Annotated in this window: 34 protein-coding genes; 9 read left to right on the forward strand and 25 right to left on the reverse strand. The window is 59.0% G+C overall.

The window, feature by feature from the left end:
* The first annotated feature begins 264 nt into the window (after positions 1 to 264).
* The 8 genes from pilB to ACFOW7_RS10425 all read left to right on the forward strand — a co-directional run bounded on the left by pilB (position 265) and on the right by ACFOW7_RS10425 (position 7,633).
* Entirely contained in the window at positions 265 to 1,974 is a 1,710-nt protein-coding gene (gene pilB / locus ACFOW7_RS10390) for a type IV-A pilus assembly ATPase PilB (protein ID WP_378163859.1), read from the forward strand.
* Positions 1,975 to 1,999: 25 nt separating this feature from the next.
* The gene (locus ACFOW7_RS10395) at positions 2,000 to 3,232 is read left to right on the forward strand and encodes a type II secretion system F family protein (RefSeq protein WP_378163861.1); all 1,233 of its coding nucleotides are present in this window, start codon (positions 2,000 to 2,002) and stop codon (positions 3,230 to 3,232) included.
* Positions 3,222 to 4,094 carry a prepilin peptidase gene (locus tag ACFOW7_RS10400; protein ID WP_378163863.1) on the forward strand — a complete coding sequence of 291 codons (873 nt, stop codon included), beginning with the start codon at positions 3,222 to 3,224 and terminating at the stop codon, positions 4,092 to 4,094. The genes ACFOW7_RS10395 and ACFOW7_RS10400 overlap by 11 nt, the downstream gene beginning before the upstream one ends.
* Positions 4,082 to 4,747: a dephospho-CoA kinase gene (coaE, locus tag ACFOW7_RS10405; RefSeq protein ID WP_378163865.1), complete on the forward strand. Its 666-nt coding sequence runs from the start codon at positions 4,082 to 4,084 to the stop codon at positions 4,745 to 4,747. The genes ACFOW7_RS10400 and coaE overlap by 13 nt, the downstream gene beginning before the upstream one ends.
* 54 nt (positions 4,748 to 4,801) lie before the next feature.
* On the forward strand, positions 4,802 to 5,560 hold the full coding sequence (gene zapD, locus ACFOW7_RS10410; protein ID WP_378163867.1) for a cell division protein ZapD: 759 nt from the start codon (positions 4,802 to 4,804) through the stop codon (positions 5,558 to 5,560).
* Entirely contained in the window at positions 5,557 to 5,766 is a 210-nt protein-coding gene (locus tag ACFOW7_RS10415; protein WP_378168007.1) for a DNA gyrase inhibitor YacG, read from the forward strand. The genes zapD and ACFOW7_RS10415 overlap by 4 nt, the downstream gene beginning before the upstream one ends.
* Before the next feature lie 231 nt (positions 5,767 to 5,997).
* Entirely contained in the window at positions 5,998 to 6,756 is a 759-nt protein-coding gene (locus ACFOW7_RS10420; protein ID WP_378163869.1) for a GNAT family N-acetyltransferase, read from the forward strand.
* A 25-nt stretch (positions 6,757 to 6,781) separates the two neighbouring features.
* Positions 6,782 to 7,633: a lysophospholipid acyltransferase family protein gene (locus ACFOW7_RS10425; RefSeq protein ID WP_378163871.1), complete on the forward strand. Its 852-nt coding sequence runs from the start codon at positions 6,782 to 6,784 to the stop codon at positions 7,631 to 7,633.
* Here the strand turns inward: ACFOW7_RS10425 and ACFOW7_RS10430 are convergent.
* Positions 7,566 to 8,390: a symmetrical bis(5'-nucleosyl)-tetraphosphatase gene (locus tag ACFOW7_RS10430; RefSeq protein ID WP_378163873.1), complete on the reverse strand. Its 825-nt coding sequence runs from the start codon at positions 8,388 to 8,390 to the stop codon at positions 7,566 to 7,568. The two genes, ACFOW7_RS10425 and ACFOW7_RS10430, sit on opposite strands and share 68 nt — an antisense overlap.
* 91 nt (positions 8,391 to 8,481) lie before the next feature.
* On the opposite strand from ACFOW7_RS10430, the gene ACFOW7_RS10435 reads away from it, so the two are divergent.
* Positions 8,482 to 9,363, forward strand: a complete 882-nt coding sequence (locus ACFOW7_RS10435; RefSeq protein ID WP_378163875.1) for an HDOD domain-containing protein — start codon at positions 8,482 to 8,484, stop codon at positions 9,361 to 9,363.
* A 140-nt stretch (positions 9,364 to 9,503) separates the two neighbouring features.
* Here ACFOW7_RS10435 and rplQ read toward each other — a convergent pair whose 3' ends face one another.
* The 24 genes from rplQ to rpsS form a co-directional block, all read right to left on the reverse strand.
* A complete protein-coding gene (gene rplQ / locus ACFOW7_RS10440; RefSeq protein WP_378163877.1) occupies positions 9,504 to 9,896 on the reverse strand; it encodes a 50S ribosomal protein L17 in 393 nt (130 codons plus the stop codon).
* A gap of 26 nt (positions 9,897 to 9,922) precedes the next feature.
* Positions 9,923 to 10,906 carry a DNA-directed RNA polymerase subunit alpha gene (locus ACFOW7_RS10445; RefSeq protein ID WP_378163878.1) on the reverse strand — a complete coding sequence of 328 codons (984 nt, stop codon included), beginning with the start codon at positions 10,904 to 10,906 and terminating at the stop codon, positions 9,923 to 9,925.
* Positions 10,907 to 10,946: 40 nt separating this feature from the next.
* On the reverse strand, positions 10,947 to 11,567 hold the full coding sequence (gene rpsD, locus ACFOW7_RS10450; RefSeq protein ID WP_378163880.1) for a 30S ribosomal protein S4: 621 nt from the start codon (positions 11,565 to 11,567) through the stop codon (positions 10,947 to 10,949).
* A 15-nt stretch (positions 11,568 to 11,582) separates the two neighbouring features.
* The gene (rpsK, locus tag ACFOW7_RS10455; protein ID WP_378163882.1) at positions 11,583 to 11,975 is read right to left on the reverse strand and encodes a 30S ribosomal protein S11; all 393 of its coding nucleotides are present in this window, start codon (positions 11,973 to 11,975) and stop codon (positions 11,583 to 11,585) included.
* 15 nt (positions 11,976 to 11,990) lie between these two features.
* A complete protein-coding gene (rpsM, locus tag ACFOW7_RS10460; protein ID WP_378163887.1) occupies positions 11,991 to 12,353 on the reverse strand; it encodes a 30S ribosomal protein S13 in 363 nt (120 codons plus the stop codon).
* Positions 12,354 to 12,428: 75 nt separating this feature from the next.
* The gene (rpmJ, locus tag ACFOW7_RS10465; protein WP_018748524.1) at positions 12,429 to 12,542 is read right to left on the reverse strand and encodes a 50S ribosomal protein L36; all 114 of its coding nucleotides are present in this window, start codon (positions 12,540 to 12,542) and stop codon (positions 12,429 to 12,431) included.
* 29 nt (positions 12,543 to 12,571) lie between these two features.
* Positions 12,572 to 12,790 carry a translation initiation factor IF-1 gene (gene infA / locus ACFOW7_RS10470; RefSeq protein WP_378163890.1) on the reverse strand — a complete coding sequence of 73 codons (219 nt, stop codon included), beginning with the start codon at positions 12,788 to 12,790 and terminating at the stop codon, positions 12,572 to 12,574.
* A gap of 42 nt (positions 12,791 to 12,832) precedes the next feature.
* The gene (secY, locus tag ACFOW7_RS10475) at positions 12,833 to 14,131 is read right to left on the reverse strand and encodes a preprotein translocase subunit SecY (protein ID WP_378163892.1); all 1,299 of its coding nucleotides are present in this window, start codon (positions 14,129 to 14,131) and stop codon (positions 12,833 to 12,835) included.
* Between the two features lie 35 nt (positions 14,132 to 14,166).
* The gene (gene rplO, locus ACFOW7_RS10480; protein ID WP_378163894.1) at positions 14,167 to 14,601 is read right to left on the reverse strand and encodes a 50S ribosomal protein L15; all 435 of its coding nucleotides are present in this window, start codon (positions 14,599 to 14,601) and stop codon (positions 14,167 to 14,169) included.
* A 2-nt stretch (positions 14,602 to 14,603) separates the two neighbouring features.
* Positions 14,604 to 14,789, reverse strand: coding sequence for a 50S ribosomal protein L30 (gene rpmD / locus ACFOW7_RS10485; protein WP_378163896.1), 186 nt, complete (start codon positions 14,787 to 14,789; stop codon positions 14,604 to 14,606).
* Positions 14,782 to 15,303 carry a 30S ribosomal protein S5 gene (gene rpsE / locus ACFOW7_RS10490; RefSeq protein ID WP_378163898.1) on the reverse strand — a complete coding sequence of 174 codons (522 nt, stop codon included), beginning with the start codon at positions 15,301 to 15,303 and terminating at the stop codon, positions 14,782 to 14,784. The genes rpmD and rpsE overlap by 8 nt, the downstream gene beginning before the upstream one ends.
* A gap of 12 nt (positions 15,304 to 15,315) precedes the next feature.
* Complete coding sequence (gene rplR, locus ACFOW7_RS10495; RefSeq protein ID WP_378163900.1) at positions 15,316 to 15,669, reverse strand: 50S ribosomal protein L18; 354 nt, start codon at positions 15,667 to 15,669, stop codon at positions 15,316 to 15,318.
* 15 nt (positions 15,670 to 15,684) lie between these two features.
* Positions 15,685 to 16,218 carry a 50S ribosomal protein L6 gene (gene rplF / locus ACFOW7_RS10500; RefSeq protein WP_378163902.1) on the reverse strand — a complete coding sequence of 178 codons (534 nt, stop codon included), beginning with the start codon at positions 16,216 to 16,218 and terminating at the stop codon, positions 15,685 to 15,687.
* A gap of 11 nt (positions 16,219 to 16,229) precedes the next feature.
* Positions 16,230 to 16,625, reverse strand: coding sequence for a 30S ribosomal protein S8 (rpsH, locus tag ACFOW7_RS10505; protein WP_378163904.1), 396 nt, complete (start codon positions 16,623 to 16,625; stop codon positions 16,230 to 16,232).
* Between the two features lie 11 nt (positions 16,626 to 16,636).
* Complete coding sequence (gene rpsN / locus ACFOW7_RS10510) at positions 16,637 to 16,942, reverse strand: 30S ribosomal protein S14 (RefSeq protein ID WP_378163906.1); 306 nt, start codon at positions 16,940 to 16,942, stop codon at positions 16,637 to 16,639.
* 7 nt (positions 16,943 to 16,949) lie between these two features.
* Positions 16,950 to 17,489 carry a 50S ribosomal protein L5 gene (gene rplE, locus ACFOW7_RS10515; protein ID WP_378163909.1) on the reverse strand — a complete coding sequence of 180 codons (540 nt, stop codon included), beginning with the start codon at positions 17,487 to 17,489 and terminating at the stop codon, positions 16,950 to 16,952.
* Between the two features lie 10 nt (positions 17,490 to 17,499).
* Positions 17,500 to 17,817: a 50S ribosomal protein L24 gene (gene rplX, locus ACFOW7_RS10520; RefSeq protein WP_378163911.1), complete on the reverse strand. Its 318-nt coding sequence runs from the start codon at positions 17,815 to 17,817 to the stop codon at positions 17,500 to 17,502.
* Between the two features lie 11 nt (positions 17,818 to 17,828).
* The gene (gene rplN, locus ACFOW7_RS10525; protein ID WP_028446080.1) at positions 17,829 to 18,197 is read right to left on the reverse strand and encodes a 50S ribosomal protein L14; all 369 of its coding nucleotides are present in this window, start codon (positions 18,195 to 18,197) and stop codon (positions 17,829 to 17,831) included.
* Positions 18,198 to 18,403: 206 nt separating this feature from the next.
* Positions 18,404 to 18,667, reverse strand: a complete 264-nt coding sequence (rpsQ, locus tag ACFOW7_RS10530) for a 30S ribosomal protein S17 (RefSeq protein WP_378163914.1) — start codon at positions 18,665 to 18,667, stop codon at positions 18,404 to 18,406.
* 2 nt (positions 18,668 to 18,669) lie between these two features.
* Complete coding sequence (gene rpmC / locus ACFOW7_RS10535) at positions 18,670 to 18,858, reverse strand: 50S ribosomal protein L29 (RefSeq protein ID WP_378163916.1); 189 nt, start codon at positions 18,856 to 18,858, stop codon at positions 18,670 to 18,672.
* Position 18,859: 1 nt separating this feature from the next.
* A complete protein-coding gene (rplP, locus tag ACFOW7_RS10540; RefSeq protein WP_378163919.1) occupies positions 18,860 to 19,276 on the reverse strand; it encodes a 50S ribosomal protein L16 in 417 nt (138 codons plus the stop codon).
* A complete protein-coding gene (gene rpsC, locus ACFOW7_RS10545; RefSeq protein ID WP_378163921.1) occupies positions 19,260 to 19,964 on the reverse strand; it encodes a 30S ribosomal protein S3 in 705 nt (234 codons plus the stop codon). Before rpsC ends, rplP begins: the two co-directional genes overlap by 17 nt.
* A gap of 7 nt (positions 19,965 to 19,971) precedes the next feature.
* Positions 19,972 to 20,301 carry a 50S ribosomal protein L22 gene (gene rplV / locus ACFOW7_RS10550; protein ID WP_378163923.1) on the reverse strand — a complete coding sequence of 110 codons (330 nt, stop codon included), beginning with the start codon at positions 20,299 to 20,301 and terminating at the stop codon, positions 19,972 to 19,974.
* A gap of 9 nt (positions 20,302 to 20,310) precedes the next feature.
* Positions 20,311 to 20,586 (reverse strand): 30S ribosomal protein S19, encoded by a 276-nt coding sequence (rpsS, locus tag ACFOW7_RS10555; protein ID WP_378163925.1) that lies wholly within the window; start codon positions 20,584 to 20,586, stop codon positions 20,311 to 20,313.
* Between the last annotated feature and the right edge of the window lie 4 nt (positions 20,587 to 20,590).

Consider the following 20,590-nt stretch of genomic DNA (forward strand, 5'->3'; position numbering starts at 1 on the left):
GGACCGGCGTTGGCCCGGCGACGGATGGCCGATCGCCTAAACTGAAGCGTCCGCTATCCGCATGGGCGGCTTGATTGGACTGCGTTTCAGGACTATTCCGGAGACTGGGACCGGGCGCCACGGCCACGACCATGGCACACGGGTCTTGTTTAACTTTACAAGCCGACTTGACAAAGGCATTATTTGGGCGGTCCGAACCATGGCGCACGTCATGACGTGCAGATCAAAGCGGGCTTTATTTCGGCAATATCGATCGAGTTCATCATGGCGCAAGCCCCTTCCATTTCCGGTATCGCGCGCGCCCTGGTCCAGCAGGGCAAGCTGCTGGACGCCGACGCCGAAGCGATTCAGGCTCAGGCGCAGTCGTCCAATGTTGGCTTTATCCAGGCACTGATCAGCAGTAAAAAGCTGAACGGCCTGCAGGTCGCGGAATTCGCAGCCAATACCTTTGGCTACCCGATGTTCGACCTGGCCCAGATCGACACCGCCTATATCCCGCAAGGCGTGCTCGACCCCAAATTGATGCAGAGCCGGCGCATTGCGCCCCTGTTCAAACGTGGCACCAAGCTGTTCGTCGCCACCGCCGACCCGACCAATCTGCAAGCGCTCGAAGATGCCAAGTTCCAGACTGGCATGATGATCGAGCCCATCGTGGTCGAAGACCCCAAGCTCGGCCAGCTGATCGAGAAACTGATCGAAGCCAGCGGCGGCAATATGAAGGATCTGGCCGTCGATCAGGACGAGCTGGAACTCGCCGGCGGCGAACAGGAAGAAACCCAGCCCGAGGTTGCCACCCTCGACGTCGATGACGCCCCGGTGGTGAAGTACATCCAGAAGATCCTGCTCGACGCCATCAATAGCGGCGCCTCGGATCTGCACTTCGAGCCCTACGAGAAGTTCTACCGCATCCGTATCCGGATCGACGGCGTATTGCGCGAAATCGCCCAGCCGCCGCTGGCCATCAAGGAAAAGATCGCTTCGCGGATCAAGGTGATCTCCAAGCTCGATATCTCGGAAAAGCGCATTCCGCAGGACGGCCGGATGAAGCTCGTGCTGTCGAAGAACCGCGCCATCGACTTCCGGGTATCAACGCTGCCCACGCTGTTCGGCGAAAAGATTTGTATGCGGATTCTTGATCCGTCTTCCGCCACGCTCGGCATCGATGCGCTGGGCTACGAGCCGGAGCAGCGCGCCGCGCTGCTGGAAGCGATCCACCGCCCCTACGGCATGGTGCTGGTGACTGGCCCGACCGGTTCGGGCAAGACGGTGTCGCTCTATACCTGTCTCAATATCCTTAACGAGCCGGGCATCAATATCTCGACCGCCGAAGATCCGGCGGAAATCAACCTGCCCGGCATCAACCAGGTCAACGTCAACGACAAGGCCGGCCTAACCTTCTCGGCCGCACTGAAATCGTTTCTGCGGCAGGATCCGGACATCATCATGGTCGGTGAGATCCGTGACCTCGAAACCGCCGATATCGCGATCAAGGCCGCCCAGACGGGCCATATGGTGTTCTCCACCCTGCACACCAACGATGCGCCGGCCACATTGTCGCGGATGCTCAATATGGGCATCGCTCCGTTCAATATCGCCTCGTCGGTGATTCTGATCACTGGCCAGCGGCTGGCCCGCCGGCTGTGCAGCAACTGCAAGAAGCCGGTCGATGTGCCGGTCGAAGCCTTGCTGGCCGCCGGCTTTAGCGAGGCCGATCTCGATGGCAGTTGGCAGCCTTATGGTCCGGTCGGCTGCGATGTCTGCAAAGGCTCGGGCTACAAGGGTCGGGTCGGTATTTATCAGGTGATGCCGATCAGCGACGAGATGCAACGTATCATCATGCGCCAAGGCACTTCTCTCGATATCGCCGACCAGGCGAGGCGCGAGGGCGTACGCGACCTGCGGCAATCGGGGTTGCTGAAAGTGAAACAAGGCTTGACCTCGCTGACCGAGGTGGAAGCCGTCACCAACGAATGAGCGCCGAATCGAAGGAGCAACCGCGATGGCGGTAAACACCAAGAAAACAGCAGCAACGGTCAAGGAACAGATCTTCACCTGGGAAGGCCGCGACCGCGCCGGCAAGGTGATGCGCGGCGAAATGCGCGCGGCTAGCGATGCCGTGGTGCGTGCGAGTCTGCGCCGCCAGGGTGTCAACGTCACCAAGATCAAAAAACAGTCGCGCAGCGTCGGCCGCAAGATCACCGACAAAGACCTGACCATGTTCACCCGGCAGCTCGCCACCATGCTGAAATCGGGCGTGCCGCTGCTGCAAGCCTTCGATATCGTGGCCAAGGGCCATGCCAACCCCAGCATGACCCGGCTGCTGCTCGATATCAAAAACGATGTGGAGACCGGTAGCAGCCTGACCCAGGCCTTCCGCAAGCATCCGCTCTATTTCGACCAGTTGTTCTGCAACCTGGTCCAGGCCGGCGAACAGGCCGGTATTCTGGATTCGCTGCTCGATCGTCTTGCCACCTACAAGGAAAAAATCCTGGCGATCAAGGGCAAGATCAAATCGGCCCTGTTCTACCCGACCGCGATTATCGTGGCGGCGGTGATCGTGGTGGCGGTGATCATGATCTTCGTGATCCCGGCCTTTAAGGAACTGTTCTCGGGCTTTGGTGCCGACCTGCCAGGGCCGACCCAGTTGGTGATCACCATGTCCGACTTCTTCGTCGAATACTGGTGGGCCATGTTCCTCGGCGTTGGTGGTTCGATCTACGGCTTTATCCAGGCCAAGAAACGCTCCAAGAAGCTGCAAGAGTCGCTTGACCGCACCTTGCTCAAGCTGCCGGTGTTCGGCGATATCATCCGCAAGGCCACGATCGCCCGCTGGACCCGTACCATGTCCACCATGTTCGCCGCCGGTGTGCCGCTGGTTGAAGCGCTCGATTCGGTCGGGGGGGCTTCGGGCAATGTGGTGTATCAGAATGCCACCCGGAAAATCCAGACCGAGGTCAGCACCGGTACCAGCCTGACGGTTGCGATGCAGAACAGTGAAGTGTTCCCGAGCATGGTGCTGCAGATGGTGGCCATCGGTGAGGAATCTGGTGCGCTCGACTCGATGCTGGGCAAGATCGCCGACTTCTTCGAACGCGAGGTCGATGATGCGGTCGATGCGCTGACCAGCCTGATGGAACCGATGATCATGATGACACTGGGTCCACTGATCGGTGGTCTGATCGTCGCCATGTATCTGCCGATCTTCAAGATGGGTGCTGCGATTGGCGCCTGATTTCCTGTTGTTGCTGGCGCACCAGCCGTTCTGGCTGGTGTCGGCTGTCTTTGTGCTGGGCCTGCTGATCGGCAGTTTCCTCAATGTGGTGATCCATCGCCTCCCGCGCATGCTGGAGGCCGATTTCCGCCACGAGTGCGCCAATCTCGACCGCTCCGAACACGACCAGATTCCGCGCGGTCCCACCTACAACCTGGTGGTGCCGCGTTCGGCCTGTCCGAGCTGCGGCACCTTGATCGCCGGTTACGACAATATCCCCGTGTTGTCCTGGCTGCTGCTGCGCGGCAAATGCCGTCATTGCAAGGCGCCCATCTCGGTACGCTATCCGCTGGTCGAACTCATCACCGGGCTGATCTCGGCCGGGCTCGCCTGGCATTACGGCTGGGGTCTGATGCTGGCAGGCGCCCTGTTGTTTGCCTGGGTATTGATCGCGCTGTTCATGATCGATCTCGATACCTTTTACCTGCCCGATAATCTGACTTTGTCGCTGTTATGGCTGGGTCTGCTGTTCAATCTGTATGAGGTATTTGTTCCGCTGAAAGCGGCTGTGCTGGGCGCAGCGGCCGGCTACCTCACCCTATGGGGTTTTGCCAAGCTGTACGAATTGATCCGGCGTCAGCCAGGTATGGGCAATGGCGACTTCAAACTGCTGGCAGCCATCGGTGCTTGGCTTGGTGTGCTGTCGCTGCCGGCTGTGATTGTGCTGTCAGCGCTGGTTGGATCGTTGATCGGTATCAGCCTGATCCTGGCTGGTAAGCGCTCCTGGACCAACCAGCTTCCCTTCGGTCCTTATCTGGCCGGAGCGGGCCTGGCAGCCTTGCTGCTCAAACCCTATTGGATGCGTCTGATATGGGGCGTCTGAGCCGAATCATCGCCCTGACCGGCGGCATCGGCAGCGGCAAGACCGCTGTATCCGACCACTTCGCCAGGCTTGGCGTCCCGGTCATCGATACCGATGTGATCGCCCGTGAACTGGGCAAGGCTGGCGCCGCCGGCACCGAAGCGGTGGCGGCCTGGCTGGGACGCGAGTATCTGACGGCCGATGGCGCCATCGATCGCGCCCGGCTGCGCGCCCGGGTGTTTGGCGACGCGGAAGCCAAGCGCCAGCTCGATCAGTTGTTCCACCCGCTGATCCAGCGCCAGGTCGAACAGGACCTCGCTGCCGTGGCACCGGACCACTCCTATTGCCTGCTGGTGGTGCCGCTGCTGTTTGAAACCGGCACCTATGTCGCCATTGCCGACCGGATTCTGGTGGTCGATTGCGATCCGGACATCCAGATAAGTCGGGTTCAGGCGCGCAGCGGGCTTGATATTGCCCAGATTCAGGCCATCATGTCGCATCAGATCGATCGCGACAGCCGTCGCCGTCGCGCCGACGATCTGATCGATGGCAACCAGCCGCTGGAAAAAGTCCAGCAGCGTGTCGCCGAATTGCACGAGTTCTATCTCAGTTGGGCAGGAGACAGAAATGCCGTTCAAGACAGCCAATCCGCCGCACCCGATTTGTCAAACTAGGGTGAATCTTGCACAATTCCAGGATCGCCTGTTAACCAGCAGCTGCGGCCTGCCGTGATTAGTTACGAATTCCCCATCAACGAACGTATCCGCATCCTGCTGCGGCTGGAGGATTTGTACGATCGCGTCAGCATTTTCTCCAGCAAGGAACACTGGCTGGAACATCATGCCTCGCTGCTGGTGCTGTTTGAAATCATGGAGGTAGCCAGCCGGGCCGACCTCAAATCCGATCTGCTGCAAGAGCTGGAACGACAGCGCCAGGCACTCGAAGGTCTGCGTGACAATCCGCAGATTTCCGAACAGGCGCTCGACATGGTGCTGGCCGATATCGAACACACCCACAGCCGCCTGCTCGACACCACCGGCAAATTTGCCCAGCACCTGCGTGAAAACGAATGGCTGATGGCCATCAAGCAACGTTCCACCATTCCCGGTGGCGTATGCGAGTTTGACCTGCCCTCCTACCATTACTGGCAGCAACAGCCGGTCGAGCGGCGCCAGCAGGATATCCACCAGTGGCTGCGGCCGATGCTGCCGATCAAGGAAGGCGCCGAAATCGTGCTGCGCCTGCTGCGCAACAGCGCCAAGGTCTGCCATTACACTGCCAAGGCCGGCACATTCCAGCAGATGTCGGGCGGCAAGACGGTGCAGTTGCTCAAGATCAGCGTGCCGAGCGATCTGCCTTATGTGCCTGAGCTGTCGGCCAATAAATACGCCATCAATATCCGCTTCGTGAGTCCGGCCTCCAATAGCGCCCGACCCAAACCTTGCGAGCAGGATGTCGATTTCGTGCTCGCCTACTGCAATCTATAGCTATCGTGTCCGCCACTTCGCGCCAAATCCCCTGTCCTGCTTGCGGCACCCGTGCCGAATGGAGCCCTGCCAATCCTTATCGTCCGTTCTGTAGCGAACGCTGCCGGATGGTCGATCTCGGCAACTGGGCCAGCGAGCGCTATAGCGTCCCGGCACCGCTTAATGCTGACGACCTTGACCAGTTGATCGACGAACTGCCGCAGTAAATCTGGCCGTGTCAGCGCAGTCAGTTGCGTCCGGAGATTTTTAGAAAATTTTCGGACAGGCCGTCGCAAGACTCATAGGTATTTACTGACGGAAATCATCTATTTCTGCCTCTCCCTAGCCAACTCTCCCTCCCTCGTCTCACATAAAACCTTCACCATCCGTTCAAGCGGCTGTCACGGTCGCCGCCTAATTTGCCAGGCAGCGTTTCCCTTCCATAGGACACCCTTGCCATGCCGCAATCGGATTTCTTGCCCCGGCCCGCCAGAACCCGCCCGCTGACGGTCCGGCTCGCTCATCATGCTGACCAGGTCAAGGCAGCCCAGGCGCTGCGTTACCAAGTCTTTGCCGAAGAGCTGGGCGCCCGGCTCGACAGCCGCACACCGGGACTCGATATCGATCTGTTCGACGCCTACTGCGACCATCTGCTGGTATGCGACGAGGAAAGCGAGCAAGTGGTCGGCACCTACCGCATCCTGCCGCCAGCCCAGGCACAGCGGCTTGGCAGCTATTACTCCGATGCCGAATTCGATCTGATCCGCTTACAGTCGATCCGCCCTTATCTGGTCGAATTGGGCCGCTCCTGTGTCCATCCCGACTACCGCACCGGTGCCGCCATCGCCCTGCTATGGGGCGGCCTGGCCGACTATATGAGCCGTTACCGTCACCGCTATCTGATCGGCTGCGCCAGCATTGGCATGGGCGACGGCGGCTATCAGGCGGTCAGTGTGGCGCGGCAACTGCTGCAAAGGGGGCTCGCCCCGGTGGAATGGCGGGTACAGCCGCGCCAGCCTCTGCCCAACACGGCCTTCAGTGCGCAAGGCGGAGACGCGGCGATTCCGCCGTTGATCAAGGGGTATCTGCGTGCCGGGGCTTATCTGTGCGGGGAACCGGCCTGGGATGAGCGATTCAATAGCGCGGACCTGCTGCTATTGCTGCCGATGGAACGGATCGACCGACGTTACGCCCGCCATTTTTTCAAGTCCGTCTAAGTCGGGTCGGTGTGCTGGCAAGCGCGTGGCTGACGGGGTAAACTCGGGCTGGCTCAGCTACTGCATTCCCATGCCCAAGTCCTCGCTTCCCGTCCGGATCTGGCGCTTTCTGCGCTTGGTATTTCATCTGCTGGCAGGCGTTATTGAAGTCGGCCTGTATTTTCCGGGCCGTTCCGCCATGGCGCGGCGCCATGCCGTGGCGCGCTGGTCGCGCCGGTTGGTGAGTATTGCGGCTATCGAGGTCCGGGCCCAGGGTCATATTCCGGCCCCCACGGTCGAGGCAGCCATCCTCGTTGCCAACCATGTGTCCTGGCTCGATATTTTCGTGATGAATGCGGTAGTGGCTTCTCGCTTCGTGGCCAAATCGGAAGTGCGCAACTGGCCGCTGATCGGCTGGCTATGCGAACGTACCGGCACCCTGTTTATCAGCCGCGAGCGACGCCAGGATGCAGCCCGGGTCAATCAGGCCATCGCTGGCGCGCTCAACGATGGCGACTGCGTGGCAGTGTTTCCCGAAGGAAGCACCAGCGATGGCTTTACCCTGAAGCCCTTCAATGCCGCCTTGCTGCAACCGGCCGTTCAGGCCGGAGCGCCGATCATTCCGGTGGCGTTGCGCTATCTCGATGCCTATGGCCGCCAGACCGATATTCCAGCTTATGTAGACGATCTATCGCTGGTGGAATCGGTGCTGCGCATCCTGGCGCAGCGGCGTCTGATCGCCGAATTGACCTTTCTGTCGCCGCTTCCTGCCGATGGCCGTCACCGGCGCGAACTGGCCAAAGCCGCCGAAGCCGCGATTGCCGAGGTACTTAGTCCGCCCCCAGCCGTGCCGGCTGCTGAGAAGGTATCTGAAATACGCGCCGGTCTTCCAGCCTGACGGCGGTAAGCTGACGCCCCCAGATACAGCCGGTATCGAGCGCGATCAATTGCGGCTCAAGCCGCAGCCCCAGCGCCGACCAATGGCCAAATACCACGGTATGGCGCTCCACTGGCCGCCCGGGCCAGGCAAACCAGGGCATCAGGCCTGATGGAATATCGGCAGGCTCGCCCTTGAATTCGAAATCGAGTGCGCCGTCGGCATTGACCAGCCGCATTCGGGTACAGGCATTGATGATCAGGCGCCAGCGTTCGTAGCCCTGAAGACGAGGAGACCAGGTGCGGGGCGAATTGCCATACATATTGCCAAGCAGGTCCCGATAAGCCTTGCCGCGCAGTTCCGCCTCCACCTCAGCGCACAAGACCTGGGCCTCGGCCAACTCCCAGCAGGGGAGAATGCCGGCATGGACCAGGGCATAGTCATCAAGGGTCAACAGCAGGCGTTGTTGACGCAGCCAGTCGAGCAGCAGCTCGCGATCCTCGGCCGCCAGCACGTCGTCGCAGGTGTCCTTGCCCTTGAGTTTGGCTTTGCCCGCTGCCACCGCCAGCAGATGCAGATCGTGGTTGCCGAGCACCACCTCGACCGCAGCGCGCTGACGATAGGCCCAGCGCAAAACTGCCAGCGAGTCCGGGCCGCGATTGACCAGATCGCCGATCAGAATCAAGCGGTCACGCTCAGACGAAAAACCGATATGGCCCAACAAGGCCTGGAATTCGTCATTGCAACCCTGGATATCTCCCACCGCGTAAGTCGCCATATCCTCTCCCGTGCCGCCTTAGCTGGTATGGTTAAAAACGGCTACTTGTCTACCCGCTGCGCCAGTCGCTATGCTGGCCCAGGGAGGTCGCATGATCGAGCAACCCTTATCCGGTGTTCCCGCCTGGGTCGATTGGCTCGACGGCCAGTCTTTGCCGCTGCTGGCACCGATCCGTGCCGCCCTGCCGCGTTTGTTGGCGCGCGAGGCCGATGTCCACGCCGTTACCAATCTGGCCTATCGCGATGCCTTGTTGGCGGCTGGACTGTGGAGCCTGCTGCCACCCGTCCGACGCCAGAACAAAGCCGGCGACCTCAGCACCCTGGAGCGGGTGGTGTTGATGACCGGTATCGATACCGTCCTGCAAGCCTGCCTGAAGCGTCCCATCTTGCCTGATCTGCTGGGGCAGCAGCGCGCTGCGCTGTCCTGGGCCCATCTGCTGCTGCAACGCAGTCGCCTTGCCACCGTCTGTGCCGAGCTGCTGGCCAAACAGCGCCATGATATCGATGCGCATGAGGTGATGACGGCGGCGCTGCTGCGTGATCTGGTCGAAATCCTGCTGACCATCCACGCCCCGAAACTGGTGGGCCGTATCGTGGCGCTACAGCGCAACGATTCCCAACTGCGCAGCGGCATGGCCCAGAAGATGGTGTTCGGCTTTCCCTTTGTGGAGCTGCAACTGGCGCTGGTCGAACACTGGCATCTGCCGGCGGTATTGCTGCAACTGATGGACGAGCGCCACGCCAATGTACCCCGGGTGCGTACCGTAGCGACCGCCGTGGCCTTTGCCCGCCATGTCACACGTGGCTGGCATGATACCGCGCTGCCCAGCGACTATCAGCAGATTGCCGATCTGTGTCGCATCCCGGCCGATGCCGCCTACCGGCTGGCCCAGTCAGCCGCCATTCGTGCTGCCCGCGACTGGCGCTGGTATGGCATAGCCCCGCCGGCGGCCATGCTGCCGGCTTTGTCTTAAAGGAAAATAATAAGACTTATACCTGCAAGACACGGTGAGCCAGAAAATAATTTCTGAAAAATTTTCGCCTTAATAGTCTCAGAAAGCGAAAATGAAAAAGCCAACCCTAGGGTTGGCTTTCCAGCTGGGATGCGAAACGCTTATTCAGCGGCTTCGACGATCCCGGCATCTTCCGGACGGTCTACCAGTTCGACCAGCGCCATCGGGGCATTGTCGCCCTGACGGAAGCCGTACTTCAGAATACGCAGGTAGCCGCCATTGCGAGCCTTGTAACGCGGGCCCAGCACATCGAACAGCTTGATCACGATCTCGCGGTCGCGAGTGCGATCGAAGGCCAGACGCAGGTTGGCCACGGTGCGTTCGCGCTTGCCGAGCGTAATCAGCGGCTCGGCGACGCGGCGCAGTTCCTTGGCCTTCGGCAGCGTGGTCTTGATGACCTCGTGCTTCAGCAGCGCGTTGGTCAGGTTGCGCAACATCGCCAGACGATGGCTCGTCGTGCGATTGAGTTTGCGATTGCTCAAACGGTGACGCATGGTTTAATCCTTTCTTCGAGCCCGGATCACGCCTTGTCCAGGCCGACCGGCGGCCAGTTTTCCAGCTTCATACCGAGCGTCAGACCCTTGGAGGCCAGCACTTCCTTGATTTCATTCAAGGACTTGCGACCCAGGTTCGGGGTCTTCAGCAGTTCGGTTTCGGTACGCTGGATCAGGTCGCCGATATAGTAGATGTTCTCCGCCTTCAGGCAGTTGGCCGAGCGGACGGTCAGTTCGAGATCGTCGACCGGACGCAGCAGGATCGGGTCGACCTGCGGCGCACGCGGCGCCTCGGGTTCGACCGTCGTGCCCTTGAGGTCGGCGAAGACCGACAGCTGCTCGACCAGTACCCGGGCGGCATAGCGAACAGCCTCTTCCGGGTCGATCGCACCGTTCGTTTCAATCTCCATCACCAGCTTATCCAGGTCGGTACGCTGCTCGACGCGAGCGCTTTCGACCGAATAGCTGACACGACGGATCGGGCTGAAGGAGGCGTCGAGCGGGACGGCGCCAATGCTACGGCCCTCGTCCTTGTTGTGGCGCACCGTCGCGGGCTGATAGCCACGACCACGTTCGATCTTGATTTCCATCGCCAGCTTGCCGCCGGACGAAAGATTGGCGATCACGTGATCCGGATTGACGATCTCGACGTCGTGCGGCAGCTCGATATCACCGGCACGGACCACACCTTCGCCGTCTTTCTTCAGCGTCAGCATGGCTTCGTGGCGACCGTGCAGCTTGAGGACAACGCCCTTCAGGTTCAGGAGAATGTCGACCACATCCTCTTGCACGCCGTCGAGCGCCGAATACTCGTGCAGCACGCCTTCGATCTTCACCTCGGTGGGGGCGAAGCCGGGCATCGACGACAGCAGGATGCGGCGCAACGCATTGCCGAGCGTATGGCCGTAACCACGCTCGAACGGCTCCATCACGACACGCGCCTGGGTCGGCGAGGATGCCTGCACATCGATGATGCGCGGCTTCAGCAGGTCATTCGCGTTGCTTTGCATAAACAAACAATCCCTTTATCGAAACGAACTGGAGCGACGATTACTTCGAGTAGTACTCGACGACGAGCTGCTCGTTGATATCGCTCGACAGGTCGTTCCGCTCCGGCGTAGCTTTGTACACGCCTTCCATTTTCTTGGGATCGATGCTGACCCAGCTCGGGAAGCCGATCTGTTCGGCGAGCGCCAGGGCTTCCTGGATGCGAACCTGTTTCTTGGACTTCTCGCGGATCGCGATCACGTCACCAACCTTGACTTGGTAGGACGGGATATTGACGACCACGCCGTTGACGGTCAGCGCCTTATGGCTGACCAGCTGACGCGCTTCAGAGCGAGTCGAGCCGAAGCCCATGCGATACACGACGTTGTCGAGACGCGATTCCAGCAGCTTCAACAGGTTTTCACCGGTCGAACCTTTGCGGCGGGCCGCTTCTTCGAAATAACGACGGAACTGGCGTTCGAGTACGCCGTAGATGCGGCGAATCTTTTGTTTTTCACGCAGTTGGGTACCGAAGTCGGACAGACGGGGCGTTTTAGCGCCGTGCTGACCAGGAGCGGTATCCAGCTTGCATTTGGTATCCAAGGCGCGACGGGCACTCTTCAAGAAGAGATCAGTGCCTTCCCGGCGCGACAGTTTACATTTCGGTCCGATATAACGTGCCATCTCGGGTCTCCGGAATTAGATACGGCGCTTCTTCGGCGGACGGCAGCCGTTGTGCGGAATCGGGGTTACGTCAGAAATGCTGGTGATCTTGAAGCCCAGCGCATTCAACGCACGCACGGCCGAGTCGCGGCCGGGGCCGGGACCTTTGATTCGAACTTCGAGATTCTTTACACCGTATTCTTGGGCAACTTTACCAGCGTGCTCCGCAGCCACCTGGGCCGCGAAAGGTGTACTTTTACGAGAGCCTCTAAAACCAGCACCGCCCGAGGTAGCCCAAGATAACGCATTCCCTTGGCGATCGGTGATGGTCACGATCGTGTTGTTGAAGGAAGCGTGCACATGCACGATGCCTTCCGACACGCTCTTTTTGACTTTCTTCCGTACACGCACTGTGTTTGCTTTAGCCATTGTCAGTCCTTTAGATTACTTCTTCGCACCGAGCGGCTTCTTCGGTCCTTTACGGGTCCGAGCATTGGTGCGGGTGCGCTGGCCGCGCACGGGCAGGCCGCGACGGTGGCGCAGGCCACGATAGCAGCCCAGGTCCATCAAGCGCTTGATGTTCATCGTCGTTTCGCGGCGAAGATCACCTTCGACCGTGAATTTGCCGATCTCTTCGCGCAGCTTGTCCATTTCGGCGTCCGTGAGGTCCTTGATCTTGCGATCGGTCGGCACGCCGGCCGAGGCGCAAATCGCCTTGGCGCGGGTCGCACCGATACCATAGATCGCTTGAAGACCGATCACGGCATGCTGATGATTGGGAATGTTTACCCCAGCAATACGGGCCATGTTCGTTACCCTAAATTCAAAAAGTTGCGGATTCTAGCACCGAAACCAGTCAGCGGCAATTCCAGCCACTGATCCTTAGCCTTGGCGCTGCTTGTGCCGCGGATCGGTACAGATCACGCGCACCACGCGATTGCGGCGGATGATCTTGCAATTGCGGCAGATCTTCTTGACCGAAGCTTGCACTCGCATCGTTCTACCCTTTCAATTAAAAACCCGCGTTACTTGGCGCGGAAGACGATACGGGCGCGGGAGAGATCATAAGGTGTCAGTTCGACCGTCACCTTATCGCCAGGCAGGATACGGATATAGTGCATCCGCATCTTGCCGGAAATGTGGCCGAGCACCACATGACCATTCTCCAACTTCACCCGGAACGTCGCGTTGGGCAAGTTCTCAACGATCTCGCCCTGCATCTGAATTACGTCTTCCTTCGCCATGACTCGCTCTGGACCCTGTGCACCGTATCAACCCGGTTCGGATCAGCCGGCCTTGAAATTGGCCTTTTTCAACAAGCTCTCGTACTGATGCGACAACAGATACGATTGAACCTGCGCCATAAAGTCCATCGTGACCACTACCACGATCAGCAAGGAAGTACCACCGAAATAGAACGGCAGGCTCCATTGCAGGATCAGGAATTCAGGAATCAGACAGACGATGGTGATATAGATCGCACCGATCAAGGTCAGGCGAAGGATCACCCGCTCGATATACTTGGCCGTCTGCTCGCCCGGACGGATGCCCGGAACGAAAGCACCACTCTTCTTCAGGTTATCTGCCGTCTCTTTGGGATTGAACACCAGAGCCGTATAGAAGAAGCAGAAGAAGATAATCGCGGCGGCATACAGCATCACATACACCGGCTGGCCGGGATGGAGCATGTTGCCGATCGGCTTGAGCCAGTCGAACGATTGGTTGTTACTGGTCCAGGACAATAACGTCGCTGGGAACAGGATGATGCTCGATGCAAAGATCGGCGGAATGACGCCAGCCATATTGAGCTTAAGCGGCAGATGCGTACTTTGACCTTGCACCATGCGGCGGCCGACCTGGCGCTGGGCGTAATTGACCAACACCTTGCGCTGACCGCGCTCCACAAATACCACGACCCATGTCACCAGCACGACGCCGACCGCCAGACCGATCACCAAGAGCGAAGACAACGAGCCTTGGCTGGCCAGTTCCAGCGTTTTACCGATCGAACTGGGGATACCGGCGGCAATACCCGCGAAGATCAGAATCGAGATACCGTTACCCAGTCCCCGTTCAGTCACCTGCTCGCCCAGCCACATCAGGAACATGGTGCCGGTAACCAGCGCCACGACCGTGGTGAGATAGAACTCCGCAGGACCGATCAGTACCATATTCGGCATGCTGAGCAGCAGACGTGCAGCAAAGAAGCTCTGCACCGTTGCCAGCAACACCGTCGCATAGCGGGTGTACTGGGTGATCTTGCGTCGTCCTGCCTCGCCTTCCTTCTTCAGCTCCTTGAGACTGGGCAGCACTTCAGAAGCAAGCTGCAGGATGATCGATGCCGAGATATACGGCATGATGCCAATCGCAAACACAGTAAACTTGGAAAGCGCGCCGCCGGAAAACATGTTGAACATGTTCAGCAAGCCCGCCCCGCTCTTCGACATGTCGAAGAGCTTGGCGAGCTCGACCGGGTTGATACCCGGTACGGGAATGTGCGCCCCAATGCGATAGACGATCAAAGCACCAATCAGGAACCAGATCCGTTTCTTCAGATCCGCGAATTTACTCGCGGTACTGGCCATCGCGGGATTCGCCACAGGTAAACCCTTATTCTGCCTTACTCGGTAATGCCGCCACCGGCAGCCTCAAGCGCCGCCTTGGCGCCGGCAGTTGCCGACACACCGCGGAGCTTGACTGCACGTTCGACCTTGCCTGCCAGAATGATCTTGGCAGCCTTGGCCGACAGCGGCACCAGGCCAGTCTGTTTCAGAACCAGCAGATCGGCCTCATCGACCGGCAGCTTGTTCAGGTCACCGCTGCGGACTTCCGCAGTCAGGTGCTTGGTCAGCGACACGAAACCGCGCTTGGGCAGGCGGCGTTGCAGCGGCATTTGACCGCCTTCAAAACCGACCTTGTGGAAGCCACCCGAACGCGACTTCTGACCCTTGTGGCCACGGCCGCAAGTCTTGCCCAAACCGGAACCGATACCGCGACCGACACGCTTCTTCGCATGCTTGGCGCCATCAGCGGGCTTGATCGTATTGAGTTCCATGATTAGCCCTCGCTTTTCACCAGATAGCTGATCTTATTGATCATGCCGCGGTTTTCCGGGGTATCGAGCACTTCAACCGACTGGTTGATCTTCTTCAGGCCCAGGCCGCGGGCGCACGCCTTGTGCGACTCCAGACGACCGATCAGGCTCTTGACGAGCGTGACCTTCACTTTGCGAGCGTCAGCCATTTGCCTCTACCCCCAGCATCTGTTCGACCGTCAGGCCACGCTTGGCAGCCACTTCGGCCGGCGAACGCAGCTTCATCAGACCGTCCAAAGTGGCACGGACGATGTTGTACGGATTGGTCGAGCCATGGCACTTGGCCGAGATGTTATGCACGCCCATCACTTCGAAAACAGCACGCATCGGGCCACCGGCCTTGATACCACTACCTTCGGGAGCAGGCTGCATAAACACCGTGGTGGCGCCATGCTTGCCGAACACTGCGTGATGAACGGTACCGTTCTTCAGCGCGATCTTGACCATCTTGCGACGGGCTTCTTCCATCGCTTTTTGCACGGCAGCGGGCACTTCTTTGGACTTGCCCTTGCCCATGCCGATACCACCATCACCATCGCCAACCACGGTCAGTGCAGCGAAGCCGAGAATACGGCCACCCTTCACCACCTTGGTCACGCGGTTGACGCTGATCATCTTCTCCCGCAGGCCATCGCCGCGATCTTCGATATCAGTCTTCGCCATGTTTGACTCCAATTAGAATTCGAGGCCGTTTTCGCGAGCGGCTTCAGCCAGCGCCTTGACGCGGCCATGGTAGAGGAAACCGGAGCGATCGAAGGCAACCTTGGTAACACCGGCAGCCTTGGCCTTCTCGGCGATGCGCTTACCAACCAGGGCAGCAGCGGCGACATTGCCACCATTTGCCAGGTCCTTGCGCACATCGACTTCCAGAGTCGAAGCGCTGGCAAGCACTTGGCTGCCATCGGCGTCGATGATCTGGGCGTAGATATGGCTGTTGGTGCGATGCACGGCCAGGCGTACCATCTTCAGCGCTGCGATGCGAGCACGAGTTTTGCGGGCCCTGCGCAAGCGAGTTTGCTTTTTGTCCATGATGTTCAGCCTCGATTACTTCTTCTTGGTCTCTTTCAGGACCACGACCTCGTCGGAGTAACGGACACCCTTGCCCTTATAGGGCTCCGGAGCACGGTAAGCGCGGATCTCGGCGGCCACTTGGCCGATCTGCTGCTTGTCGACGCCTTTGAGGATGATTTCCGTCTGCGAGGGGGTTTCCACCTTCACACCGGCCGGCATCTTGTGTGCCACCGGATGGGAGAAGCCCAGGGTCAGGTTCACCGTGTCGCCTTGGGCCTGGGCACGATAGCCCACGCCAACCAGCTGCAGCTTGCGCTCGAAACCCTTGGAAACACCCGTCACCATATTGGCCAGCAGAGCGCGCAACGTACCAGACATGGCACGGGCGTGCTTGCTTTCGTCGACGGCCTTGAACACCAGCTCGTTGTTCTCGAGCTTGATTTCAACGGCGGGGTCGAGCGGCCGGGCAGCAGTGCCCAGCGGGCCCTTCACAACGATCTGGCCATCGGCCAGTTTGACTTCGACACCGGCCGGCAGGGCGACCGGGTTCTTAGCTACGCGAGACATCGTCTACCCCCTTAAGCCACGATGCACAGCAATTCGCCGCCAATACCATTGGCACGCGCCTTGCGGTCAGTCATCACGCCCTTGGAAGTCGACACGATGGCGACACCCAAACCGTTCATCACGCGCGGGATGTCATTGACACCCTTGTAGATGCGCAGACCCGGCTTGGAGACACGCTCGATGCGGTCGATCACCGGGCGACCGGCGTAATATTTCAGATCGATCGACAGAACCGGCTTCTTGTCGGCGTCGGCGATCGAGAAATTTTCAATGTAACCCTCGTCCTTCAGCACTTGGGCGATAGCCACCTTGAGCTTGGACGACGGCATGGAAACCGAAGGCTTGTCCGCGCGTTGGGCGTTGCGGATACGGGTCAGCATATCGGCAATAGGATCATGCATACTCATTCGTGATCTCCTTACCAGCTGGCCTTGACGACGCCCGGGATCTCGCCACGCATGGCGATTTCGCGCAGCTTGTTGCGGCCCAGACCGAATTTACGGAACACGCCACGGGGACGGCCGGTCACGGAGCAACGATTGCGCAGACGGGTCGGATTGGCGTTACGCGGCAGTGCCTGCAGTTTCAGGCGAGCTTCGAAACGCTCTTCTTCGCTGAGGTTCTGGTCGTTGATGATCGCCAGCAGCTTCTCGCGCTTGGCGGTGAATTTCGCCACCAGTTTGCGACGCTTGTCTTCGCGGTTAATCAATGCGAGTTTGGCCATGGCAACCTCAATTCTTGAACGGGAACTTGAACGCGGCGAGCAGCGCACGAGCTTCTTCGTCGGTCTTCGCGGTCGTGGTGATGGTGATGTTCATGCCACGCAGCGTATCGATCTTGTCGTATTCGATTTCCGGGAAGATGATCTGCTCTTTGACGCCCATGTTGTAATTGCCACGACCGTCGAACGATTTGCCCGAGATACCACGGAAGTCGCGGATACGCGGCATGGCGATGGTGATCAGGCGATCGAGGAATTCGTACATCCGGTCACGGCGCAGGGTAACCTTGCAACCCACCGGATAGTTGTCACGAATTTTGAAGCCGGCGATCGACTTCTTGGCCAGGGTCACGACCGGCTTTTGGCCTGCGATCTTCTGCAGGTCGCCAACGGCGTGTTCCATGACCTTCTTATCGGCCACGGCTTCGCCAACGCCCATATTGATCGTGATCTTTTCGATCCGCGGCACTTCCATGATCGACTGGTAGCCGAACTGCTGTTGCAGTTGCGGGACCACGGTTTCTTTGTAGAAATCTTGCAAACGAGCCATATTCTACCCCTTAGCCCCCGACCACTTCGCCGTTCGACTTGAAGATCCGGACCTTCTTGCCATCTTCGAGCAGCTTGAAACCGACACGGTCAGCCTTTTGCGTCGCCGGGTTGAAGATGGCAACATTGGAGACCTGCAGCGGCAGGGTTTTTTCAACGATACCGCCGGCCACGCCACGCATCGGATTGGGACGCTGGTGCTTCTTCACCACATTCACGCCCTCGACAACCACTTTGTCGTCCACCAACACGCGCAACACCGTGCCGCGCTTACCTTTGTCTTTGCCGGTGATGACGATAACCTCGTCACCTTTGCGAATCTTTTTCATTTACGCACCCCTTACAGCACTTCCGGCGCCAGCGAAACGATCTTCATGAAGCGCTCAGTGCGCAGTTCACGCGTCACCGGTCCGAAGATGCGGGTACCGATCGGCTCGAGTTTATTGTTGAGGAGCACAGCGGCGTTGCCGTCAAACTTGATCAGCTGGCCATCAGGACGGCGCACGCCTTTGGCGGTACGAACCACCACAGCGTTGTACACGTCACCCTTCTTGACCCGACCACGCGGGGCAGCATCTTTGATGCTGACCTTGATGATGTCGCCAACCGAGGCGTAACGACGCTTGGAGCCGCCCAATACCTTGATGCACATAACCGTACGCGCACCGGTATTGTCAGCAACCTCCAGCATGGATTGCATTTGAATCATGTAGAAACCTCCAACTTAACCCGTCATATCCGCCGACTTACTCGGCGACGCCGCAGCAAGCCACGGCACAACGGCCAGTTTTGGATCCCGTACGGGAGAAATGCCTCTTCGTTTGCACAAAGAGGCACGATGAAAACAGGGCATTATACAGATCGTATAATGCCCTGACAAGCATCAAGCTCTAAAAGTCTTTTTAATTTCGACGTTTAGGCGCTGCGTGCTTTTTCCACCAGACTCACCACCACCCAGGACTTGGTCTTGGACAGGGGGCGAGTCTCTTGGATAGTTACCACGTCGCCCTCGCCATAGGCGTTGGCTTCGTCATGCGCGTGGTACTTCTTCGACAGACGGATGACCTTGCCGTAGAGCGGGTGCTTGACCTTACGCTCAACGAGCACAGTGACGGTCTTGTCCATCTTGTTGCTGACCACTCGGCCGGTCAGCGTGCGCTTGAGTTTGCTCTCGGTCATGATTACGCCGCCTTGTCAGCCAGGATGGTTCGCACGCGCGCGATATCGCGGCGCACACGCTTCAGTTCGCTGGTCTTGGCAAGCTGCTGGGTAGCCAGCTGCATGCGAAGACCGAACTGGGCCTTAAGGAGCGAGTGGAGCTCGTTCTTGAGCTCTTCGACCGATTTGTTACGCAGTTCGCTCGCTTTCATCTCACTGCCCCACATGTCTGGTCACGAAAACCGTCGGGATCGGCAACTTGGCAGCAGCCAGACGGAAAGCTTCGCGAGCGAGTTCTTCGCCCACGCCGTCCATCTCGTACAGCACTTTACCAGGTTGAATCTCGGCGACGTAGTATTCCGGGCTACCCTTACCGTTACCCATCCGGACTTCGGCAGGCTTGGAAGAGATAGGCTTATCCGGGAACACACGAATCCACACGCGGCCGCCCCGCTTGATATGACGGGTCATGGCACGACGGGCAGCTTCGATCTGGCGGGCGGTCAAACGACCACGGCCGATAGCCTTCAGGCCCCACTCGCCAAAGCTAACCTTGTTACCACGGGTAGCGATGCCGGTGTTGCGGCCCTTCTGCTGTTTGCGATATTTGAGTCTAGTTGGCTGCAGCATTTCGAGCCCCCTTTCTAGGCTTGCGCTCGGCTTGCTCCGGCTGGGCAACCACTTGTTCGCCCGCCTTCACTTCGCCCTTGTACACCCATACCTTGATACCGATAACGCCGTAAGTGGTCTTGGCTTCAGACACAGCGTAATCGATATCAGCACGCAAGGTGTGCAGCGGCACGCGACCTTCACGGTACCATTCGGTACGAGCGATTTCGATGCCGTTCAAGCGGCCCGAGGACATGATCTTAATGCCTTGAGCACCCAGACGCATGGCGTTCTGCATCGCGCGCTTCATGGCACGACGGAACATCACACGCTTTTCCAGCTGGGCGGCGATGGAATCAGCAATAACCTGAGCATCGATTTCCGGCTTGCGGATCTCTTCGATGTTGATGTGCACCGGCACACCCATCAGCTTGGTCAGCTGACCCTTCAGGATTTCGATATCCTCACCCTTCTTACCGATCACCACACCCGGACGGGCGCTATGGATCGTAATGCGGGCGTTCTTGGCCGGACGCTCGATAACGATACGACCAACCGAGGCATGCGACAGCTTCTTCTTCAGGAAGTCGCGAACCTTGATGTCCTCAGCCAGCATGGCCGGGAAATTACGGCTGTTCGCGTACCACTTCGATGCCCAGTTCTTGTTCACTGCAAGACGGAAACCCGTCGGATGAATTTTCTGGCCCATATCGTCCTCACTCGCCCACGGTCAGGGTGATGTGGCAGGTCTGCTTCTCGATGCGGTTGCCACGGCCTTTGGCACGGGCAGTGAAACGCTTGAGACTCGGACCCTTGTCCACATAAATGGTCGTCACCTTGAGGGCGTCGATATCGGCGCCATCGTTGTGTTCGGCATTGGCGATAGCCGACAGCAACAATTTCTTGATGAGGACCGCGCCCTTCTTCGGGCTGAAGGTCAGAATGTTGAGCGCTTGCTCAACCGGCTTACCGCGCACCAGGTCAGCAACCAGGCGCGCTTTTTGCGCCGACAAGCGAGCGCCAGTCAAAACAGCGGATGTTTGCATAGCGTCACCTTACTTCTTGGCTTTCTTGTCGGCGGCATGACCCTTAAAAGTACGGGTCAGCGAGAATTCGCCCAACTTGTGGCCTACCATGTTCTCGTTGATATAAACGGGAACATGTTGCTTACCGTTGTGCACGGCGATGGTCAGGCCAACAAAATCAGGCAGCACGGTCGAGCGACGCGACCAGGTCTTGATCGGACGCTTGTCGCTAGTAGCGCGCACTGCTTCGATCTTCTTGAGCAGGTGAGCGTCGACGAACGGGCCTTTTTTAACGGAACGAGCCATCTTT

This window comes from Chitinimonas lacunae (assembly GCF_042650885.1).
GTDB lineage: Bacteria > Pseudomonadota > Gammaproteobacteria > Burkholderiales > Chitinimonadaceae > Chitinimonas_A > Chitinimonas_A lacunae.